Origin of the sequence: Janthinobacterium longum (genome assembly GCF_051380735.1) — a bacterium.
Taxonomy (GTDB): domain Bacteria; phylum Pseudomonadota; class Gammaproteobacteria; order Burkholderiales; family Burkholderiaceae_D; genus Janthinobacterium.
The window spans coordinates 362,196-377,386 of the sequence record NZ_JBNYXQ010000001.1 but is presented as its reverse complement, the minus strand read 5'-3'; the positions used below and the strand labels follow the sequence as shown (position 1 = coordinate 377,386).

At 58.1% G+C, this 15,191-nt stretch carries 19 protein-coding genes; 16 read left to right on the top strand and 3 right to left on the bottom strand.

Annotated elements, in window-relative coordinates; genetic code table 11:
- Positions 1-66 precede the first annotated feature (66 nt).
- From ACQ4WM_RS01730 to ACQ4WM_RS01715, 4 genes are all read left to right on the top strand, one after another.
- On the top strand, positions 67-579 hold the full coding sequence (locus ACQ4WM_RS01730; protein ID WP_065305942.1) for a Dps family protein: 513 nt from the start codon (positions 67-69) through the stop codon (positions 577-579).
- 169 nt (positions 580-748) lie between these two features.
- Positions 749-1,165, top strand: coding sequence for an NfeD family protein (locus ACQ4WM_RS01725; protein ID WP_436544989.1), 417 nt, complete (start codon positions 749-751; stop codon positions 1,163-1,165).
- A gap of 16 nt (positions 1,166-1,181) precedes the next feature.
- Entirely contained in the window at positions 1,182-2,126 is a 945-nt protein-coding gene (locus ACQ4WM_RS01720; RefSeq protein ID WP_436544988.1) for an SPFH domain-containing protein, read from the top strand.
- A 430-nt stretch (positions 2,127-2,556) separates the two neighbouring features.
- Positions 2,557-2,865 carry an H-NS histone family protein gene (locus tag ACQ4WM_RS01715; RefSeq protein WP_436544987.1) on the top strand — a complete coding sequence of 103 codons (309 nt, stop codon included), beginning with the start codon at positions 2,557-2,559 and terminating at the stop codon, positions 2,863-2,865.
- A gap of 281 nt (positions 2,866-3,146) precedes the next feature.
- On the opposite strand, the gene smpB is transcribed toward ACQ4WM_RS01715, so the two are convergent.
- Positions 3,147-3,596 (bottom strand): SsrA-binding protein SmpB, encoded by a 450-nt coding sequence (smpB, locus tag ACQ4WM_RS01710; RefSeq protein WP_065309555.1) that lies wholly within the window; start codon positions 3,594-3,596, stop codon positions 3,147-3,149.
- Positions 3,597-3,691: 95 nt separating this feature from the next.
- On the opposite strand from smpB, the gene ACQ4WM_RS01705 reads away from it, so the two are divergent.
- Together ACQ4WM_RS01705 and ACQ4WM_RS01700 are read left to right on the top strand one after the other, a co-directional pair.
- On the top strand, positions 3,692-4,129 hold the full coding sequence (locus tag ACQ4WM_RS01705) for a type II toxin-antitoxin system RatA family toxin (protein ID WP_436544986.1): 438 nt from the start codon (positions 3,692-3,694) through the stop codon (positions 4,127-4,129).
- Complete coding sequence (locus ACQ4WM_RS01700) at positions 4,116-4,415, top strand: RnfH family protein (protein ID WP_436544985.1); 300 nt, start codon at positions 4,116-4,118, stop codon at positions 4,413-4,415. The genes ACQ4WM_RS01705 and ACQ4WM_RS01700 overlap by 14 nt, the downstream gene beginning before the upstream one ends.
- Here ACQ4WM_RS01700 and ACQ4WM_RS01695 read toward each other — a convergent pair.
- A complete protein-coding gene (locus tag ACQ4WM_RS01695; protein ID WP_436544984.1) occupies positions 4,412-4,708 on the bottom strand; it encodes an addiction module antidote protein in 297 nt (98 codons plus the stop codon). The genes ACQ4WM_RS01700 and ACQ4WM_RS01695 overlap by 4 nt on opposite strands.
- Before the next feature lie 292 nt (positions 4,709-5,000).
- Between ACQ4WM_RS01695 and guaB the strand changes: the two genes are divergently transcribed.
- The 10 genes from guaB to ACQ4WM_RS01645 all read left to right on the top strand — a co-directional run bounded on the left by guaB (position 5,001) and on the right by ACQ4WM_RS01645 (position 13,264).
- Positions 5,001-6,461, top strand: a complete 1,461-nt coding sequence (guaB, locus tag ACQ4WM_RS01690; protein ID WP_436544983.1) for an IMP dehydrogenase — start codon at positions 5,001-5,003, stop codon at positions 6,459-6,461.
- Positions 6,462-6,528: 67 nt separating this feature from the next.
- Complete coding sequence (gene guaA, locus ACQ4WM_RS01685) at positions 6,529-8,139, top strand: glutamine-hydrolyzing GMP synthase (RefSeq protein WP_436544982.1); 1,611 nt, start codon at positions 6,529-6,531, stop codon at positions 8,137-8,139.
- Positions 8,140-8,527: 388 nt separating this feature from the next.
- Positions 8,528-8,815: a hypothetical protein gene (locus ACQ4WM_RS01680; protein WP_436544981.1), complete on the top strand. Its 288-nt coding sequence runs from the start codon at positions 8,528-8,530 to the stop codon at positions 8,813-8,815.
- 198 nt (positions 8,816-9,013) lie between these two features.
- Positions 9,014-9,259 (top strand): AraC family transcriptional regulator N-terminal domain-containing protein, encoded by a 246-nt coding sequence (locus ACQ4WM_RS01675; RefSeq protein WP_436544980.1) that lies wholly within the window; start codon positions 9,014-9,016, stop codon positions 9,257-9,259.
- Complete coding sequence (locus tag ACQ4WM_RS01670; protein ID WP_436544979.1) at positions 9,256-9,429, top strand: hypothetical protein; 174 nt, start codon at positions 9,256-9,258, stop codon at positions 9,427-9,429. Before ACQ4WM_RS01675 ends, ACQ4WM_RS01670 begins: the two co-directional genes overlap by 4 nt.
- A gap of 128 nt (positions 9,430-9,557) precedes the next feature.
- Positions 9,558-9,806, top strand: coding sequence for a hypothetical protein (locus tag ACQ4WM_RS01665; protein WP_436544978.1), 249 nt, complete (start codon positions 9,558-9,560; stop codon positions 9,804-9,806).
- A gap of 32 nt (positions 9,807-9,838) precedes the next feature.
- Positions 9,839-10,456 carry a TetR/AcrR family transcriptional regulator gene (locus ACQ4WM_RS01660; RefSeq protein WP_436544977.1) on the top strand — a complete coding sequence of 206 codons (618 nt, stop codon included), beginning with the start codon at positions 9,839-9,841 and terminating at the stop codon, positions 10,454-10,456.
- A gap of 97 nt (positions 10,457-10,553) precedes the next feature.
- Positions 10,554-11,555 (top strand): NADP-dependent oxidoreductase, encoded by a 1,002-nt coding sequence (locus ACQ4WM_RS01655; protein ID WP_436544976.1) that lies wholly within the window; start codon positions 10,554-10,556, stop codon positions 11,553-11,555.
- An 86-nt stretch (positions 11,556-11,641) separates the two neighbouring features.
- Complete coding sequence (locus ACQ4WM_RS01650; RefSeq protein WP_436544975.1) at positions 11,642-12,346, top strand: SDR family oxidoreductase; 705 nt, start codon at positions 11,642-11,644, stop codon at positions 12,344-12,346.
- A 225-nt stretch (positions 12,347-12,571) separates the two neighbouring features.
- Positions 12,572-13,264 carry an SDR family NAD(P)-dependent oxidoreductase gene (locus ACQ4WM_RS01645; protein WP_436546185.1) on the top strand — a complete coding sequence of 231 codons (693 nt, stop codon included), beginning with the start codon at positions 12,572-12,574 and terminating at the stop codon, positions 13,262-13,264.
- Positions 13,265-13,353: 89 nt separating this feature from the next.
- Here the strand turns inward: ACQ4WM_RS01645 and ACQ4WM_RS01640 are convergent, their stop codons facing one another.
- Positions 13,354-15,084 (bottom strand): ABC transporter ATP-binding protein/permease, encoded by a 1,731-nt coding sequence (locus tag ACQ4WM_RS01640; protein WP_436544974.1) that lies wholly within the window; start codon positions 15,082-15,084, stop codon positions 13,354-13,356.
- Positions 15,085-15,191: the final 107 nt, after the last annotated feature.

Genomic DNA, 15,191 nt, shown 5'->3' with positions numbered 1-15,191 from the left:
GCAGAGGCTGATGAGGTAGCGCAAGATCGGCTAAAATGGTTTCACTTACACACGACAGGAGTTGAAATGGCAAGCAAGAAACCAACGGTAAATCCTAAAAGTGGCTCGGCAAAAATCGATATCGGCATTTCCGAATCGGACCGCGCGAAGATCGCTGCAGGCTTGTCGGGCCTGCTGGCCGACAGCTATACCCTGTACCTGATGACACATAATTTCCATTGGAACGTCAAGGGCCCGATGTTCAATACCCTGCACCTGATGTTCATGACGCAGTACACTGAGCAGTGGGGCGCACTGGACCTGATCGCCGAACGCATCCGCGCGCTGGGCTATCCTGCGCCAGGTACCTATAAGCAGTTCGTCGAGTTGGCCTCGATCAAGGAAATCGAAGGCGTGCCCCCAGCGCTGGAAATGGTGCGCCATCTGGTGTCGGCACAGGAAGCGACGGCCCGCACGGCACGCGCCCTGTTCCCGCTGCTGGAAAAAGCCAATGACCAGCCGACCGCCGACCTGATCACGCAGCGCCTGGACCTGCATGAAAAAACTGCCTGGATGCTGCGCAGCCTGCTGGAAGAGTAAAACGAAATGGCGCTTGCTATTGACGCAAGCGAAATTTGCTTTAGACTGTTACTCATAGGTGTATGGCAAGAGTAAATGTCTGGCAATATTTATATGTAAAAACCCCCGTCGCCTGTATTGGTCACGGGGGTTTTTATTTTTCGCAACGGCTGACTGAAAGGAAAACATCATGGCCGATTGGACAGGCTGGTTTATCGCCGCCGGTGTCGTATTGATCCTGGAATTATTCACCGGCACGTTTTATCTGCTGATGATCGCCATCGGCTTGAGTGCCGGCGCACTGGCCGCCCTGGCAGGTGCAAATGGACCATTGCAGGTCTTGTGCGCCGCGATTGTCGGCGTGGTGGCCACCTTGTTATTGCGCCGCAGCCGCTTCGGCAAGGCGGCCCGCCGCGATGCGGCCCAGGATCCGAATGTGAACCTCGATATCGGTCAACATGTGGCTGTGGCGCATTGGGTCGATGGCGTGGCGCGCGTGATGTATCGCGGCGCCTTATGGGATGTGGAATTAATGCCTGGCAGCGATACCCAGGCAGGGCAGTACACCATACGTGCCGTGCGCGGCAGCCGTTTGATTGTTGGATAACACTGGAGAGTAAGTTATGGAAATTAGCATCGGAAGCGTATCGCTGGTCTTGTTATTGCTGGCGCTGGTATTTGTCTTCAAGACCGTCAATGTGGTGCCGCAACAGCATGCCTGGGTAGTGGAGCGTCTGGGCAAATTTCACGCCGTGCTGGGTCCTGGCCTTAATATCGTGGTGCCGTTTGTCGACCGCATCGCCTACAAGCATGTGCTCAAGGAGATTCCGCTCGATGTGCCACCGCAGGTATGCATCACGCGTGACAATACGCAGTTGCAAGTCGACGGTATTTTATATTTTCAGATTACCGATGCCATGCGCGCGTCTTATGGCTCATCCAATTACATCGCGGCCATTACGCAGTTGGCGCAAACCACCTTGCGTTCCGTGATCGGCAAAATGGAACTCGATAAGACCTTTGAGGAACGTGATCATATCAATACCGCCATCGTCAACGCCATAGACGAATCGGCGGCCAATTGGGGCGTCAAGGTATTGCGTTATGAAATCAAGGATCTGACGCCACCGAAGGAAATCTTGCATGCCATGCAGGCGCAGATTACCGCAGAACGTGAAAAGCGCGCGCTGATCGCTGCCTCGGAAGGTCGCAAACAGGAGCAGATCAATATCGCCACAGGCGAGCGCGAAGCGGCGATTGCCCGCTCCGAAGGTGAAAAGCAGGCCTCGATCAACCGCGCCGAAGGGCAGGCCACCGCCATCGTCGCGTTGGCGCAGGCCAACGCCGAAGCGCTGCGCCAGGTGGGCGCCGCCATCAGGGAGCCCGGCGGCGAGGACGCTGTCAACCTGAAAGTGGCAGAACAGTATGTGGGGGCCTTTGCGCAATTGGCCAAAACCAATAACTCGATTATCGTGCCGGCCAATCTGGGCGAGATGAGCAGTTTGATCGCTACCGCCATGCAAGTGGTGAAAACGCAAAAGCCGAAAGGCGGAGTGGCGCTTCCCTGAGTAATCACCACTTATTCAATAGTACCGTCGCCCGCTTTTGCGGGCGTTTTTGCGTTATCATCATGTTTTATTTGAATCAAGGCAGCTGTTTCTCTGTTTTTGATGTGATGCGTAGCGTGCACCGTCTATTGGTTTTTTCGATTAGAGTGTGCGTCATCGCAGTCAATGGCGATGCACCAGAATTGTGCGGTTAGTCTGGTATTTGCGGCATATCATGAATTAAACATGTTTTTGGATAAATTGTTTTTTTTATGATGTTCAATACCGGTTGGAGTGTTTTGTGTTTGCCACAGATGCCATGATAATGACGCTGCCGTAAGAAAATTATTGAAAAAACTTTAAATTTTCTAAAAAAATCTCGTCAAGCGCGTTACAATTGGATAGAATTTGCGTATTCAGCACTCTTTTCAACTCACACAAAGGAAATATCATGGATCTGTCCAGTTTATCCCTGTCGGAATTGCGCACGCTGCAAGAAGACATCAAGAAGCAGATGAAGAAACGCGAACATGACGATCTGTCGAAAGCGCGCGAGCAAATCCTGGCCATCGCGCAAAGCGTGGGCGTGTCCGTCAAAGATCTGGTGGGTACGGGTATTCGTGCAAAAACCGGTACGGTAGCCGTGCGTTATCGTAATCCTGACGATGCATCGCAACAATGGACTGGCCGTGGCCGTCAGCCGAAATGGGTCAAGGAATGGACCGATTCGGGTAAATCGCGTGACCTGTTGAAGGTGTAATTGTCTTTCATTCGGATGCTTGTACTGTGTTAATTTCGCCGTACTGGCCAAACAGCTTGCAAGCATCCGGAATTTTATCTGCCGTAACCGGTCGTCTTCCAGGCCACTCATTCCCGTTCCTTATCTCTTTTGTTATTCTGGCATTCTGCGTGAATAACACCGGATTATTATCTTTGCCCTTGTCTTTTTTATCCTGATGATGCCGGTTGGGCATGACGGCGCATGCAAAGGCAAAATAAAACCCGGCACATGGCCGGGTTGTGGAGCGAGCTGCCTGACTATCAGCGGCGATTGGTTTTCATCGCCGCCTGCACTTCGCGCGCGCCATCGCGATCGCGTTCGGTGGCTCGTTTGTCGTGCTGCTTCTTGCCCTTGGCCAGGCCAATTTCGCATTTCACGCGGCCGCCCTTGTAATGCAGGTTGAGCGGCACCAGCGTAAAGCCGGAACGTTCCACCTTGCCGATCAGTTTGTCCATCTCCGCGCGGTGCAACAGCAGCTTGCGCGTGCGCACCGCCTCCGGGTGGATATGGGTGGATGCGGTCGGCAGGGCGCTGATATGCGCGCCGAACAGAAACAGCTCGTCGCCACGGACGACGACATAGGCTTCCTTGATTTGTACGCGGGCGTCGCGAATGGCCTTGACTTCCCAGCCTTCGAGCACGATGCCGGCTTCGTAGCGATCCTCGATGAAGTAGTCGTGGAATGCTTTTCTATTGTCTGCTATGGTCATGAGAATGGTAAATGTGCGCGGGTCGGTTAAACTACTGTCTCGCGCAAGCGCGATAAAATCCAAGTGTATCCAACATCATAGCAAATGGTTCTTCAATGGCAGTAGTACATAAATCAGTTTTTCTCGGCTACAGCGCCGAACAAATGTTCGCGCTGGTGGCGGCAGTGGAAGATTATCCCAAGTTTTTGCCTTGGTGCGGCGCGGTCGAGATACGCGAACGCGGCGACGACACCGTCGTTGCCAGCGTGGGCATACAGTACCACGGCGTACGCCAAAGCTTCACCACGTCCAACGAGAACGTGCCGTTCAGCGCGATCAAGATGAAGCTGGTGGACGGTCCTTTCAAGACCCTCGATGGCGTGTGGACCTTCAAAGCATTGCGCGAAGACGCCTGCAAAATCGAGCTGGACCTGCGCTACGAGTTTTCCAGCCGCGTGCTCGAACAAATTATCGGCCCCGTGTTCGGCATGATCGCCAACAGCATGGTCGACTCCTTCTGCAAGCGCGCCGAGACGGTCTATGGCGGCGCCTGAGTCGATTGAGGTGCAGGTCTGCTACGCACTGCCCGATGCCGCCTTCCTGCGTACCCTGGACCTGCCTGCCGGCAGTACCGTGCGCCAGGCGTTCGAGCAGAGCGGCGTGTTGCAGCAACATCCCGAGATCGACCTGGCCGTGAATATGGTTGGCATCTACGGCAAGAAAAAAACGCTCGATACGGTATTGCGTCACCAGGACCGGGTGGAAGTGTATCGCCCCCTGCAGGCGGACCCGAAGGAAGCGCGCCGGCGCCGTGCAGGCGGCAAGGCCAGCAAGACTTAGCTGGCAAGCGAGCTGGCGCGCAGCTGCAGGCCCAGCGCGCGCGTCACCTTCAAAATCGTCGCAAAGCTGGGGTTGCCTTCGCCCGACAGCGCCTTGTACAGGCTTTCGCGGCCCAGCCCCGTATCCCTGGCCAGTTGGGTCATCCCGCGTGCCTTGGCAATATTGCCGAGCGCCTTGGCGATAAAAGCGGAGTCGTCACCGGCTTCTTGCAGGCAGGCTTCGAAGTAAGCCAGTATATCCTCCTTGCTTTTCAGGTATTGCGCGCTATCCCATTTGCTCAGTTTTTGTGTCATGACGACCTCTGTCTCTTAAAGTTCTTGCGCCAGCCGCAGCGCTGCCCTGATGTCTTTTGCAGGTAGGGGGGAGGCCTGGATGCGGAAAAAGCCTGCAGGTCCTTGAGCTTGCTGAACCGGTGATCTAAGGTAGCCGTGGTCAGGATACTTTTCATGATTAGTGTATTTTTTGGGATACAAAAAATCAAGCAGTTCAGGCAAATTTAGCCAGAGTAGTTGGAGTTATCGCAAAGGTTCGGGACAAGAAGCAGGAATTTCCGTATAATCTGCTTTTGCGCCAATAGGAAATACTATGCGTCTACTTCAAAAAGCACTCACATTCGATGATGTGCTGCTCGTCCCCGCCTACTCCAACGTTCTGCCCGCCGATACGTCCCTCAAAACTCGCCTGACCCGCAATATCACCCTGAATATTCCCTTGCTGTCCGCAGCCATGGATACGGTGACGGAAGCACGCCTGGCGATTGCGATGGCGCAGGAAGGTGGCATCGGTATTATTCACAAGAACTTGAACCCGAAAGATCAGGCCCGTGAAGTAGCCCGCGTCAAGCGTTTTGAAGCTGGTGTATTGCGCGATCCGATCACGATTCCGCCGGAAATGAAGATCCGCGATGTGATCGCCCTGACAGAACAATATGGCATCAGCGGTTTCCCTGTGGTCGAAGGCAAGGTCGTCGTTGGTATCATTACCAACCGCGACTTGCGCTTTGAACAGGAACTGGACGCCGAAGCACGCGCCAAGATGACCCCGCGCGACAAGCTGGTGTACGTGACCGAAGACGCCGACCGCGACGAAGCCAAGCGCCTGATGAACAAGCACCGCCTTGAGCGCGTGCTGGTCGTCAACGACGCATTTGAACTGCGCGGCCTGATCACCGTCAAGGATATCCAGAAGTCGACCTCGCACCCGTTCGCGTCGAAAGACAGCCAGGGCAAGCTGCTGGTCGGCGCTGCCGTTGGCGTTGGCGCCAAGGATGAAGAGCGCATCGACCTGCTGGTCGCCGCCGGTGTCGACGTGCTGGTAGTTGATACCGCTCACGGCCACTCGCAAGGCATTCTCGACCGCGTACGCTGGATCAAGACCAAGTACCCACAAGTGGAAGTTATTGGCGGCAATATCGCCACCGCTGCGGCCGCCAAGGCGCTGGTTGAATACGGCGCTGACGCCGTCAAGGTCGGTATCGGCCCTGGCTCGATCTGCACGACGCGTATCGTCGCCGGTGTTGGCGTGCCGCAAATTACCGCCATTTCGAATGTGGCCGAAGCGCTGGCGGGCACGGGCGTGCCATGTATCGCCGACGGCGGCATCCGTTTCTCGGGTGATATCTCGAAAGCACTGGCAGCAGGCGCCTCGACCGTCATGATGGGTTCGATGTTTGCCGGTACCGAAGAAGCACCGGGCGAAGTGATCCTGTATCAGGGCCGTTCGTACAAGTCGTACCGCGGCATGGGTTCGCTGGGCGCGATGTCCGACGGTTCGGCTGACCGCTACTTCCAGGATGCCACCATGAAGGCCGACAAATTCGTGCCTGAAGGTATCGAAGGCCGTGTAGCCTACAAGGGCAGCGTGCTGGCGATAATCTTCCAGCTGGTCGGTGGCGTGCGTCAATCGATGGGCTACTGCGGTTGCGCCACCATCGACGAGTTGCGCGAAAAGGCGGAATTCGTGGAAATCACCTCGGCCGGCATGCGCGAGTCGCATGTCCATGATGTGCAGATCACGAAAGAAGCGCCAAATTACCGTTCCGAGTAATTAGCGACAATCAGACCGGCGCCTAGTGCGCCGGTCTTGCAATTGAACCCAGATAAAGTCCTCTACCATGCACTCTAAAATCCTTATTCTCGATTTCGGCTCCCAAGTCACCCAGCTGATTGCGCGCCGCGTGCGCGATTCCGGCGTGTTCTCCGAAGTCTTCCCGTACGACGTCAGCGAGGAATTCGTGCGCAACTATGGCGCCGCGGGCGTGATCCTGTCTGGCAGCCACAATTCCACATTGGAAGGCGATTCGCCGCGCGCGCCGCAAGCCGTGTTCGAGCTGGGCGTGCCCGTGCTGGGCATCTGCTACGGCATGCAGACCATGGCTGCTCAGCTGGGCGGCAAGGTTGAAAACGGCTTGGTGCGTGAATTTGGCTACGCCGAAGTGCGCGCCCGCAGTCATACCAAATTGTTGAACGGCATTGCCGACTTCGTTACCGACGAAGGCCACGGCATGCTGAAAGTGTGGATGAGCCACGGCGACAAGGTGCTGGAAATGCCGCCAGGCTTCAAGCTGATGGGCAACACCCCAAGCTGCCCGATTGCCGCCATGGCCGACGAAGAGCGTCAGTTCTACGGCGTGCAGTTCCACCCGGAAGTGACGCACACGGTGCAGGGCAAGGCCATGATCGGCCGTTTCGTGCATGAAATCTGCGGCTGCAAATCGGACTGGAACATGCCCGACTACATCAGCGAAGCGGTGGAAAAAATCCGCGCGCAAGTCGGTACCGATGAGGTGATCCTGGGCCTGTCCGGCGGCGTCGATTCGTCCGTGGCGGCGGCCCTGATCCACCGCGCCATCGGCGACCAACTGACCTGCGTATTCGTCGACCATGGTCTGTTGCGCCTGGACGAAGGCAAGATGGTGATGGACATGTTCGCCAGGAACCTGGGCGTGAAAGTCATCCGCGTCGATGCGGAAGACCAGTTCATGGGCCACCTGGCCGGCGTTTCCGATCCCGAGCAGAAGCGCAAGATCATCGGCCGCGAATTCGTTGAAGTGTTTCAGGTTGAGTCAGGCAAGCTGGTCAACGCCAAATGGCTGGCGCAAGGCACCATCTACCCGGACGTGATCGAGTCGGCCGGCAAGGGCAAGAAAGGCCAGACCATCAAGAGCCACCACAACGTGGGCGGCCTGCCGGACACGATGAAACTCAAACTGCTGGAGCCTTTGCGCGAACTGTTCAAGGACGAAGTGCGCAAGCTCGGCGTTGCCCTGGGCCTGCCGCATGACATGGTCTACCGCCACCCGTTCCCTGGCCCTGGCCTGGGCGTGCGCATTCTGGGCGAAGTCAAGAAAGACTACGCCGACCTGCTGCGCCGCGCCGACGCCATCTTTATAGAAGAGCTGCGCAATACACCATATGAGCCGGCGGTGGTGCCAGGCTTCGACCAGGACAGCGTGCCGACCAACTGGTACGAAGCCACCAGCCAGGCCTTCGCAGTGTTCCTGCCGGTCAAATCGGTGGGCGTGATGGGCGACGGCCGCACCTACGAATGGGTCGTGGCGCTGCGCGCCGTGCAAACCCAGGATTTCATGACGGCGCACTGGGCACACCTGCCGCACGCGCTGCTGGGCAAGGTGTCGAACCGCATCATTAACGAAGTGCGTGGCATCAACCGCGTGGTCTACGATATCTCGGGCAAGCCGCCGGCGACGATCGAGTGGGAATAATCTGCCATCCGGCAGCCGTTGGCAGCGCCGGGTAGGACGCTCAAGACAAACCCCTGATTTTTCAGGGGTTTTTTCATTTTGGGGTGCATGGCCATACGTCATTAGGACGGCGTCGAGATTACAATTGCGCTTACCGAGGTTCAACCGCAGAGCTTGCCAGAAGCTGGCGACCGAGGGCTGGCGCTAACATGAAGTGCCCAAAACTGGCCGCTTGTCATGGGCGGAACAACACCGTACACTAATCTTCGATGCTCGGCCAGTCTGGATGGCGAGCAGGGTCGATTATTTGGCCGCACAAGGCATTGAATGCAGCGCACGGCTTGAAATAAAAATGATGTGCGCATGGGTCCCGGCCACAACCGGACCATGATAAACATGGGGGACATGGATGAAGATTGCTGCGTTGCTGATGGTTTTTGCGGGGTCGTTATTTTTGTGGACAGCTTTCCGCACTTACTTTTTCAAACGTCGCCCGCTGTTATTAAATTTGGCAGCCAGCCCAGGCGATCGTGGAGGACGCTTCAGCGGTTTTTCCGCGTACTACCTGGCTTGCGCAGCCGCTGCGATCTACTTTGCGACGCTGTTCTACAGCGGAAGCAAAGCCAGCTTTATTGTTATGCCAGCTATTTGTGCTTCGCTGTCACTATGGCGGCGAAATTTGCTGCGCCGAGCATAATTCGTTTGCGTGAACAGCGGCAACGACACTCAGTGATGCGACCGGCACCGCGCGCCACGCCAGCACGCTTGGCAGGCCCTCGAAAATCGGTACGGCACCGCTGGACCCAGCCGCGCTGCCTGGCACGAGCGAGCGGGTGGCCTGCATGCAGCGCTGCGCTGCCTTGAGTTCCTCTAGTCTCTTCCACCATGCCGCCGGGTGCGCGACCCTTTGCTGCGGCTGCTGAGCTTGCTTGACACGCCGGCCGATATTCCCTTCCTCACCTCGATGGCGGAGCGCGAATTGCTCCATCGCCTTCTGCGAGGCCCGCAAGGTCGTTTGTTGCGCCGGATGCGCGCCAGCCCGAAGGCGCGCTGGCGCGCATCCGGCGAGCGACCTGCTGGATCAGGGACAGTCACAACACCCGCTTGCGCATCGAGGCACTGTGTGAAGCCAGTGGCATGAGCCGCGCCAGCCTGAACCGCCATCTCGACGTGCTGCTCGACCAGGTCCCGGAAAAGGTGGAAGCGCTTCAGGGCCGGCCCCCTGTTTGGTGCGTCCAGAGCTGTTTGTGGCCGCAGGCCACGACCAGCCAGGCCACCAGCGCATACACTGCGTGGCGCAAGTTGGCCTGAACATCGTTGATCCATGCTGCAGACGTTGCAGTTGCTGGGCCGGCTTGCCCCCGGATGTCGGCGCCGATGCACAAGACTTCACGGCATGTCTTCCGGCCAGCGCATGTCAGCGGCTGCTGATCCGGCATATGCTCAGCTACGCCGATGCAGTCGCCGCAGTGATGGCAAAGCCGCTGGCGACAGGCCTCGCGGCACTGGCTGCCGCACTGAAGCGCGCCAGGTTCACGCTTGAACGCGTGGATGAGCAAACGCCGTTCAAAGGCCCGTGGTACGCCGCGCTTCGTGCCGTCCGGTTTTCCAGCGTGCCCATGGGCTTGGCCTGGTATGCACGAAAATGCATACGACCAAAAACTACCTTCAGCGCCGTCACGCCTTGAAAGAACTTTTGCGAAGTTAAAAAATATGGCGTATGATGATCATCATGCGAAAAGAAAAAGCCATCACGCGACCGAGTGCAAAAGAAGCATCACACGAGCGTATCGTCGATGCCGCTGCACGTGCCATCCGTCGTACCGGCTACGACGGCACTGGCGTGGCCGACATCATGAAAGAAGCAGGTCTGACGCATGGTGCTTTCTATGCCCACTTCGCATCACGCGATGCGATGCTGGCCGAAGCGGCAGACCGTGCCGGCGCCGAGTCGAATGCTGCCGCCGCGAGCATAGTCGCCGCGGTTCCGCCAGGGCAGGCGTTGCAGGCTCTGGTGCAGGCTTATCTTTCTGAACAACATTTGAAAAACATTGAAACAGGCTGCCCCAATTCAGCGCTGGGTTCCGAGATGCCACGTCAATCGCCCGAGGTGCGTCTTGCTGCCACGCGTCGCATCAAGGAGATGGTTGATCTCGTCGCTCGCCAGTGTCCAGACTGGGGCCAGCCCAGTGCACACGAGCGCGCGCTGGTGACGATCGCCACCATGGTCGGCACCTTGATGCTGGCGCGCGCTGTCGATGACCCGGTTTTGTCAAACGCGTGGTGCGCAGCTACCATGAAGAGCCTGGCTGGTGCCAGCGCGAAAACCAGCGACTGATTTTTTTTTACCCAGGAATATGATGACCATCATGCGAAGTTTTGCGATAGCCTGAAGCAGGTGATCACCACACCATTTTTTGAGAACAGGAATAGCCATGCAAGCATTTATTGTCGAGCGTTATGGAAAAAAGAACGCCTTGCAGCAGGCAGAGGTGCCGATGCCGGAACTGCGCGACGACGAGGTCCTGATCGAGGTGCATGCGGCCGGTGTGAACCTGCTGGACGCCAAGATCCGCAGCGGAGAATTCAAGCTCATCCTGCCTTACACCACGCCTTTTATCCTCGGGCACGACGTGGCCGGGGTAGTGACCAGGATCGGCCCCCGGGTACGGCAGTTCAAGGTAGGCGATGAAGTCTATTCCAGGCCTGACGACTTGCGCATAGGTACCTTCGCGCAGTTCGTCGCCGTCAAGGAAAGCTCTGTCGCACTCAAGCCCGGCAATCTCACCATGGAAGAAGCCGCCTCAGTTCCCCTGGTGGCCCTGACCGCCTGGCAGGCACTGGTTGGCAGAGCGGATCTGAAGAAGGGGCAGAAGGTCTTTATCCAGGCTGGCTCCGGTGGCGTGGGCACAGTGGCGATTCAGCTGGCCAGGCATCTGGGCGCGACCGTCGCCACCACTGCCGGCACCAGCAATCTGGCCTGGGTGAAAAGCCTGGGCGCCGACATAGTTGTCGACTATAAAAAAGACGATTTTGAAAGCGTGCTGGGCGACTACGACGTCGTGCTGAACAGCCAGGATGGGAAAACACTGGCGAAGTCGCTCAATGTGCTCAAGCCCGGTGGAAAACTGATCTCCATCTCCGGCCCGCCGGACGCGGTGTTTGCCGAAGCAATCAAGGCACCGTGGCTGGTCAGACAAGTGATGCGTGCGCTGAGCTTCGGCACCCGCAGAAAGGCCGAACGCCTGCAGCTTGGCTATTCATTTCTGTTCATGCAAGCTAATGGCAGCGAGTTGCAACAAATCACCTCGCTCATCGAATCGGGTGCCATGCGGCCCGTGGTTGACAAAGTATTTCCGTTTGAAGCAAGCAACGAGGCCCTTGCTTACGTCGAAAGTAGGCGTGCCAAAGGCAAGGTTGTGATCAAGGTTCGCTGAACCATCGCCATCGCTTGTGGCGATGGCCGGTTCTTTTTTATGACGTTTGTCATATATGTTGTTCTTTCAAACCCAGGAGTATCCAAATGAAAATCGAAAATTCTGTTGTTCTTGTCACCGGCGCCAACCGTGGCATCGGTCTTGCCTTCGCACAAGCCTTGCTTGCTCGTGGCGCGCGCAAGGTTTATGCAGCGGCGCGCGACCCCGCAACGGTGACTTTGCCCGGTGTCGTAGCCCTGCAGCTTGACGTCACCAAACCTGAAGAGGTCGCTGCCGCCGTCAAGCAGGCCTCGGACGTAACCCTGGTTATCAATAACGCAGGTATTGCACAACCGGGCGGTTTCCTGGATGCCGACAGTGACGCCGTCGCACGGCGCATTTTCGAGACCAATGTGTTTGGCGTGCTCAACATGAGCAAAGCCTTTGCACCGGTGCTCAAGGGCAATGGTGGCGGTGGCTTGCTCAACGTCTTGTCGGTCGCGTCGTGGGTCAACGACGGCTACCTGGCCGCCTATTCGGCAAGCAAATCGGCCGCCTGGTCGCTGACGAACGCACTGCGCCACGAACTGGCCGCGCAGAAAACACAGGTGCTGGGTCTGCATATGGCCTACGTGGACACGGATCTGACCCGTGGCTTTGATGTTCAGAAGACCAGTGCCGAGGACATTGTCAAGCGCGCGCTCGACGGCCTGGAAGCGGGCGCGGACGAAGTGTTGGCCGACGAGCTGACGCAGCAGGTAAGGCAAGGGCTGACAGCAGCTCGCCCGGTCTACCTGCCTCAAGCCAACTGAGCAATGATAGGAGCCACACCATGAAAACCGGGGCAGTACAAAGTTTCTGAAGTCCGCTCTGGTGGGGCTCGTAATAGTTGCCAGCATTTTGCCAGCGGCGGCTGGCGCTACAGATGCAATGCCCGCCGCGAATCAAAGCCCGTTGCCAGCATGCCAGAAGTCCATCGCTCAATTCAAGCAGAAAGCAATTCATGACAAACTCCGGCTTCCCAAAAAAGTGCCCTCATTACCGGGGCATCCTCCGGCATCGGCGCTGTCTATGCAGACCGCCTCGCTGCGCGCGGATACGATCTGATCCTGGTCGCCCGGCGCGCTGACCGGCTCGACACACTCTGCGCGCAGCTCGCCAGGGCGCATGGCGTAAAAGCCGAAGCCATCGCGGCCGATCTGACCAAAAACGAGGATGTGGCGCGTATCGAAATGTTGCTGGCCACCCGTGACAATGTGCAGGTGCTGATCAACAACGCCGGGGTCGCGCGCCTGACGCAAGCTGCGGTGCCGGCCTTCGTGGCCAGGAAGCAGGGTTTGATCATCAATATCGCTTCCGTCCTGGCTATCCACTCGCTGCCCATCAGCGCCATCTACAGCGGTACCAAAGCCTTTGTATTGCAATACAGCAGGGGCCTGCAGCAGGAACTGGCCGAAACCGGGGTAAAGGTGCAACTGGTCTTGCCTGCATCGACTGCGACTGAACTGTGGGATCTGTCAGGCATTCCGCTGGCGGCCCTCAACAAGAGCGCCCTGATGACGACCGAAAACATGGTCGACGCGGCGCTTGCGGGCCTGGACCAGGGCGAAACGATCACCTGTCCATCGGTCGTCGATGCAAGCCTGTGGGAAAAATACGAGGCCGCCCGCACCGAACTGTTCGCAAGTACCCAGGCGGGAACGCCGGCCCCGCGCTACAAGATCGCTTGATTCCCAATTCATTTTCACAAGCCCGGGCGAAGCCACGCGCCAATCGAAGTAGAGCAACAGTCCGGCTCTCCATTCAAGAAAGGCGGCGGTCAGCAAGTTTGCGCTGTCTGCGCAGTGCTGGGCACCAGTTCGATGATGTCGTCGTGGTAGTCGGCTACGGCAGTGCGGTGCGCAACGCTGATGATGGCGCTGTCGGGCAGTTCCTTGATCAAGGTCTGGTACAGGCTCGCCTCGGTGGCCGGGTCGAGCGCGCTGGTCGCTTCATCGAGAAACACGAAGTCGGGCCGCTGCAACAGCACCCTGGCGAATGCGACGCGCTGCTGTTCGCCGCCGGACAGCAATTGCTGCCAGTTGTCGCGGGTTTGCAGCGAGGTGATCCGGCTACCCAGGCCGCAGACTTCCAGCACGCGCCGGCACGTGGCGTCGTCGAATTGATCGGGTGCCAGGGGATAGCACATGGCGGCCTTGAAGGTGCCGCTCGGCAGGTAGCTACGCTGGGGCAAAAACATGATGCGGGCGTCGGCAGGCAGGGTGACGGTGCCGGCCCCATGCAGCCATAAACCGGCCAGGGTACGCAGCAAGGTGCTTTTGCCGGTGCCCGAAGGACCGCGCACCAGCGTGCGGCTGCCGGCCGCCAGTTGCAGTGGCGCTACATCGGCCAGCGGGTCGCCGTCAGGAGTGCGCAGCGCCAGCACGCTGCTGTGGATGCCGTCCTGGGTGACGCGCGCCACGGTAAAACCGTTCGGCCGCGCATGCGCCTTGTTGATGGCCCAGGAAAAATCGCGCAGCCGGTTCGCCAGGGCCAGCCACATCGCAAAACTCTTGTACGATTCCTGGAAATAGCCCAGCGACGCGCTGAGCTGGCCGAATGCGCCGACTGCCTGCGTCACGCCGCCCATCGTGATCTCGCCGGCAAAATAGCGCGGCAGGGCCGTCAGCGTCGGCAACACGGCGAACAGATGGCCGTAGACCGTCCTGGTCATTTCCAGCTTGGCGTTGCGCACCAGGGTGGCCAATACGTTGTCGCGGATTTTCTCGAAGCGGCGGCGCAGGCGCTGCAGCTCGTTTGCGGCACCATCATAAAACGCGATCTGCACGGCGTTTTCGCGCACTTGCATGGCGCCGTAACGGTAGTCCGCCTCGACAGTCTGTCTTTTCATGCCCAGCACGATCAGGCGCTTGCCGACCCAATGGACCAGCAGCAAATACGCCAGGTTGTAAATCAGGGCAACGTAGACCATGTAGCCGGGGATGTGCAGACTCCAGTTGCCGAGCGGAATGGTCAGGGTGCCGGACAGTTCCCACAAGACGGCTGTGAAGGCCACAATGTTGACCACGACATTGATCATGTTGGAAATGTTGACGACGCTGCTGTTGGCAAACAGCCTGACGTCTTCGGCGATGTGCTGGTCGGCATTCGAGAGCGCGCCATCGGACTCCATATTGTAGTAAGCGTGCGAGCTGAACCACTGTTCCAGGTAGTGGTTGCTCAGCCAGGTGCGCCAGTCAAGGTCGATCAGGTCGATGATGGCGGTCCGCACCACGCCGAGCGCACCGACCAGCAAACCGACGCTGATGGTCAGCCAGACCACCTTTTTCAGCACATCCCATTTGCGGCCCAGCAGTGCGTCGGTCAGTTCGCCGGTCAGTTCATTGGCCCGGACATACAGCCATGCGGAGCCGAGCGTGATTGCCAGCCACAGCAACACCAGCAGCCAGGCGCGCCAGCGCTGGCGCGTACCCCAGTAAGGTGCGAACAGGTGCGCCAGGCCAGGGCGGGCGGCCGCGTCGGGCGGGGCATGGTCAGGCGAGTCTCTCATGATCGACGTGTCTGACAGATGTGGCACACAGATGAGCGTGGCAGGTGTAACAGGAATGAAGGTGCCATGATAATGCGCCTGTAAAATTGATATGGGAGCATGGATAG

Excerpts from the sequence above, each read along its gene's own strand:
- ACQ4WM_RS01640 (WP_436544974.1), bottom strand. The coding sequence starts at position 15,084 with ATGAGAGACTCGCCTGACCATGCCCCGCCCGACGCGGCCGCCCGCCCT.
- ACQ4WM_RS01670 (WP_436544979.1), top strand. The coding sequence starts at position 9,256 with ATGAGCCGCGCCAGCCTGAACCGCCATCTCGACGTGCTGCTCGACCAG.
- ACQ4WM_RS01695 (WP_436544984.1), bottom strand. The coding sequence starts at position 4,708 with ATGACACAAAAACTGAGCAAATGGGATAGCGCGCAATACCTGAAAAGC.
- ACQ4WM_RS01660 (WP_436544977.1), top strand. The coding sequence starts at position 9,839 with ATGATGATCATCATGCGAAAAGAAAAAGCCATCACGCGACCGAGTGCA.
- guaA (WP_436544982.1), top strand. The coding sequence starts at position 6,529 with ATGCACTCTAAAATCCTTATTCTCGATTTCGGCTCCCAAGTCACCCAG.
- ACQ4WM_RS01730 (WP_065305942.1), top strand. The coding sequence starts at position 67 with ATGGCAAGCAAGAAACCAACGGTAAATCCTAAAAGTGGCTCGGCAAAA.
- ACQ4WM_RS01655 (WP_436544976.1), top strand. The coding sequence starts at position 10,554 with ATGCAAGCATTTATTGTCGAGCGTTATGGAAAAAAGAACGCCTTGCAG.
- ACQ4WM_RS01720 (WP_436544988.1), top strand. The coding sequence starts at position 1,182 with ATGGAAATTAGCATCGGAAGCGTATCGCTGGTCTTGTTATTGCTGGCG.
- ACQ4WM_RS01700 (WP_436544985.1), top strand. The coding sequence starts at position 4,116 with ATGGCGGCGCCTGAGTCGATTGAGGTGCAGGTCTGCTACGCACTGCCC.
- ACQ4WM_RS01715 (WP_436544987.1), top strand. The coding sequence starts at position 2,557 with ATGGATCTGTCCAGTTTATCCCTGTCGGAATTGCGCACGCTGCAAGAA.
- ACQ4WM_RS01650 (WP_436544975.1), top strand. The coding sequence starts at position 11,642 with ATGAAAATCGAAAATTCTGTTGTTCTTGTCACCGGCGCCAACCGTGGC.
- ACQ4WM_RS01680 (WP_436544981.1), top strand. The coding sequence starts at position 8,528 with ATGAAGATTGCTGCGTTGCTGATGGTTTTTGCGGGGTCGTTATTTTTG.
- guaB (WP_436544983.1), top strand. The coding sequence starts at position 5,001 with ATGCGTCTACTTCAAAAAGCACTCACATTCGATGATGTGCTGCTCGTC.
- ACQ4WM_RS01725 (WP_436544989.1), top strand. The coding sequence starts at position 749 with ATGGCCGATTGGACAGGCTGGTTTATCGCCGCCGGTGTCGTATTGATC.
- smpB (WP_065309555.1), bottom strand. The coding sequence starts at position 3,596 with ATGACCATAGCAGACAATAGAAAAGCATTCCACGACTACTTCATCGAG.
- ACQ4WM_RS01705 (WP_436544986.1), top strand. The coding sequence starts at position 3,692 with ATGGCAGTAGTACATAAATCAGTTTTTCTCGGCTACAGCGCCGAACAA.
- ACQ4WM_RS01665 (WP_436544978.1), top strand. The coding sequence starts at position 9,558 with ATGCTCAGCTACGCCGATGCAGTCGCCGCAGTGATGGCAAAGCCGCTG.